3 protein-coding genes and 1 pseudogene are annotated in these 3,992 nt (G+C 63.4%); 3 read left to right on the top strand and 1 reads right to left on the bottom strand.

The genetic code is table 11. The annotated features are described in order from the left end of the window. The coding region (locus tag NKJ94_RS37025) for a transposase (protein WP_352532676.1) at positions 1 to 569 on the top strand (569 nt) is incomplete at its 5' end. 431 nt (positions 570 to 1,000) lie between these two features. On the opposite strand, the gene NKJ94_RS37020 is transcribed toward NKJ94_RS37025, so the two are convergent. Continuing rightward, the gene (locus tag NKJ94_RS37020) at positions 1,001 to 2,383 is read right to left on the bottom strand and encodes an IS1380 family transposase (RefSeq protein ID WP_352532674.1); all 1,383 of its coding nucleotides are present in this window, start codon (positions 2,381 to 2,383) and stop codon (positions 1,001 to 1,003) included. 87 nt (positions 2,384 to 2,470) lie between these two features. Between NKJ94_RS37020 and NKJ94_RS37015 the strand changes: the two are divergent. Together NKJ94_RS37015 and NKJ94_RS37010 are read left to right on the top strand one after the other, a co-directional pair. After that, positions 2,471 to 3,573, top strand: a pseudogene (locus NKJ94_RS37015) (IS5 family transposase). After that, positions 3,570 to 3,992, top strand: a 423-nt coding sequence (locus tag NKJ94_RS37010) for a hypothetical protein (protein ID WP_352532672.1), incomplete at its 3' end; no start/stop codon positions are given. The pseudogene NKJ94_RS37015 and the gene NKJ94_RS37010, both read left to right, overlap by 4 nt.

Here is a 3,992-nt window from a genome sequence, read left to right as displayed (position 1 = left end):
GCAAGCAACTGGCGGCGCTTCAGACCGGCGACGGCCGGCCCTTGCCCGCACATTTGAAGGCGCAGATCGGCCGGGAACTCGATCGACTGGAACTGCTACTGGAGCAGATCAAGGCGGTCGAGGCCGAACGCGATGCCATGCTCGCTGCTGCGCAGGCCGTCTCGCCAGCACCGGCGATGCTGCTCAACCTGAAAGGCATCGGGCCGGAGTTCGCCATTGTCCTCTGGTCGAAGGGGCTGTCGCGTCATTTTGACAACCGACGTCAGGTTGCCGCCTATGCCGGCCTGGCGGCGACGCCCTGGAAGAGTGGGGCGATCGATCACGAGCAGGGGGTGTCGAAATCTGGCAATCCGACTCTGCGAACGACGCTGGTCCAGATGGCCTGGCTATGGGTGCGCCATCAACCGCAGTCAGCGCTCACCTTATGGTTCAAGGAGCGGGTGAAGCAGAACAACGGCCGGCTGAAGAAGACAATGATCGTGGCGCTGGCCCGCAAGCTGCTCGTGGCGCTGTGGAAATACATTAACGCCGGCGTTGTCATCGAGGGAGCGATCATGACGGTCGCCTGATGCGCTACACCCATCGAATTCTGCCATCTTCCAGGATCTGATCAGTCCTGGCGGATCCGAGGTGGACGAACCGGCACGTAGCGTGGCTTCAATCGCCGTTGTCTCAGAATGGTCTCGTCTTCCTGAGCCCCTGTCCGCCGCAAGCGGGATGTTGGTGCCGCTGTTTCGAACAGCGACCGTATATAAGTTGGATCTGGCTCGGGAAACGAGCCGCGTCATGCAATCGGGCTCAGACCATGGATACCGTAAAACGAACGGATCCAAAAAAGCGGAGCCCTAACCCGGATATCTCACACGGTCCTCGGCGCGAGGCTGGCGGCAGCGATTTTGCCGGCGCTTGAGCTGTGGGCAAGGGATGTTGGCCGCTTGGAGCGGTTGGTGTGGTTCGGCGCTGTTTCCTTGCTGTTGACGGGAGGGGTGGATCGGGCCGCTCAGGCGACGGCTGCCGATAGGCGGGCATAGGTCAGGGCCCATTCGCGCTGGAAGGGACAGGCGGAGTTCATGGCCAGCTTGATGCGGCGCACCGAGACGCTGACCAGGGCGCCGATCTTGAACAGCTTGAGCCGGATGGTGGCGCAGCTTGCCCTGGCGAGCCGTGTGTCCACCAGGCCGATGCGGCGCAGCGCGCAGATCAGCACATAGGCCATCGAGGCGAACCAGAGCCTGAGCTGGTTGGCGCGCAGGGTGGCGGCAGAGGTGCGGTCGGCAAACAGGTCGAGCTGGCATTCCTTGATGCGGTTCTCCATCTCGCCGCGGGCGCAGTAGAGGACCTCGTAGAGGCGTTGCGCCGGCCAGGCTTCGGCGTCGAGGGAGGTGACCACGAAGCGCGGGTTGGCCTCTCCTTGCGTCCACTCGGCCTTGGCCACGACCCGGCGCCGGCAGCTCCAGCTCTTGCGCGTGGTCCACAGGAAGTCCTTGAAGCGGCGGGCGGGTCGGCTGGTGAAGGAACTCTCGGCTCTGGCCTCCTCCAGTTCAGCCGCGATGTGGCGGACCAGCCGAACATTGCGGGCCAGACCGAACAGGTAGTCGACGGCGTTGGTTTCGCACCAGGCCATCAGCTCCTGGCGGGCGAAGCCGGAATCGGCGCGCAGCACGATGCGGACCTTGGGCCAACGCTCACGCAGCTGGTGCACGATGCGCTCGATCTCCTGAACCGAGCCGGCGGCCGCGTCGATGTTGGCGGGCCGCAGCTTGGCGCACAAAAGGTGATCGCCGCAGAAGATGTAGAGCGGTAGGTAGCAGTAGTTGCCATAGTAGCCGTGGAAGAACCGCCCCTCCTGGTTGCCGTGAAGGGGATCGTCCGTGGCATCCAGATCCAGCACGATCTCCCCGGGCGGCGCCGCGCGCGCGCCCATGAACAGCTCGACGAACAGCGCCTCGATCGCCGCCGGATCGTGGCTGATCCTGTGATAGCGCGAAGGCTGCGGCCGGCTCAGCTCCAGCCGGTTGAGCGTCGACTTGCCGGCCACGGCCGCGCATTTCTTGTGACGGCGCGCCTTGAGCTTGCCGGCCAGCACCGCCAGCACCGGATCATGGCGCAACTCGTCATGGTCGTTCAGGTCCTCGTAGCCGAGGGCGAGCGCGAAGATGCGCTGACCGACCAGCGTCTTCACCTCATGCTCGATCAATGCCGGACGGCGGGCATCCACGAAGCAGCGGGCAAAGCGGCCGACCAGCCCGATCGCCCGGTCCGCAAGCCCCAGCAGAAGCGCGCCGGCGTCGGACGTGATCGTTCCACCGTCAAAACCGGCCACAACGGCGCGCCTTTCAACAGGTGCAAAATCAAACCGTTCCGGTATACACTCTGTCTGCATCGGGGAATACCTCTGCTCAAGGTAAGTCTTTGTCGCAGAAGCATTTTCCTTGATTCGGAGCCCCGATGCACTTCAACTGTGTGAGATATCCGGGCTAAAGGCCTTGACACTCCTCATATAAGCTACGTGGACCTTGAGGCTCGGGTGCGGCGCGATCATCCGTTGCGCCGTATTCGGGCGATTGTGAACGAGGCGCTTTCGGCGTTGGAGCGGGACTTCGCGGCGCTATATTCGCCGATCGGACGGCCATCGATCCCGCCGGAGAAGCTGCTGCGAGCGATGCTGCTGCAGGCGTTCTATTCAATCCGCTCGGAGCGGCTGTTGATGGAGCGGCTGGAATACGACCTTTTGTTCCGCTGGTTTGTCGGCATCGGTGTCGACGAGGCGGCGTGGAACCATTCGGTGTTCTCCAAGAACCGCGACCGGCTGCTGGAAGGCGACATCGCGGCAAAGTTCCTGGCGGCGGTGCTGGCGCAGCCCAAGGTGAAGAAGCTCCTTTCCACGGATCACTTCTCGGTCGACGGAACGTTGATCGAGGCCTGGGCGTCGATGAAGAGCGTCAAGCCGAAGGACGGTTCCGCGAAGATAGCTCAGGCGAGCCGCCGGCTCAGGACGGCGGGCGTAACACGGAAGCGGACTTCCACGGCCAGAAACGGTCGAACGAAACGCATGCTTCGACCACCGATCCCGACGCCAGGCTCTATCGCAAGGGACAGGGCAAGGAGGCCAAGCTGTGCTTCATGGGGCATGGGCTGATGGAGAACCGTCACGGCCTGCTGGTCGATGCCTGCCTGACGCTGGCCGACGGACATGCTGAGGGAGTGGCGGCATTGCACATGATCGAACCTCGCGCTGACCGGCCGCAGGCGATCACGCTCGGCGCCGACAAGGGCTATGACGCGGAGGACTTCATCAATGAGTTGCGCTCGCTGAAGGTAACGCCGCACGTGGCGCAGAACACCAGCGGCCGCAGCTCAGCGATCGACGGGCGCAGCACCCGGCATAGCGGCTATGCTGTCAGTCAGCGTATTCGCAAGCGCATTGAAGAGGCGTTCGGCTGGATCAAGACAGTCGCCGGGCAGGAGAAGACCAAGTTGCGCGGACGCGACCGCGTCGGATGGGCCTTCACCTTCAGCGCCGCCGCCAACAATCTCGTGCGGTTGCCGAAGCTGCTGGCGGGGCCGACATGATCGCGCCTGCGGGCTGTCAACTGATCGGCCGCTGGCGGATCATCGAAGCTGATCTGTGGGATCGCGGCTATCTCGACCTCGGCGGACCCGCCACGATCACCATCGGGGCCGACAACCACGGTGAGATCGCCTTTGGCGCCCTGCAAGCTGGCCTCGATCTCGGGTACAGCCCCTCAATGGTCTTCTTCACATGGGCTGGCTGCGATGAGATGGACGAAGTCACCGGCGACGGATCCGCCGAATTGCTCGACGACGGCTCGATCGAGATCACCTTCGCCTATCACAACGGCGACCATCCTCAAGGCAATACGGCAGACTTTTTCAACAGATGGGGTGATTGGGGTCTCGCCCGAGCCAAAGTGCGGGCGGCTGCTCCTGTATGGATGTTAGAACGTGGTCGCCTTGGAGCGCCACAAACA

Origin of the sequence: Mesorhizobium sp. M0060, from assembly GCF_040323155.1 — a bacterium.
In the GTDB taxonomy this organism is placed as follows: domain Bacteria; phylum Pseudomonadota; class Alphaproteobacteria; order Rhizobiales; family Rhizobiaceae; genus Mesorhizobium.
This window is presented reverse-complemented; position numbering and strand designations above follow the sequence as displayed.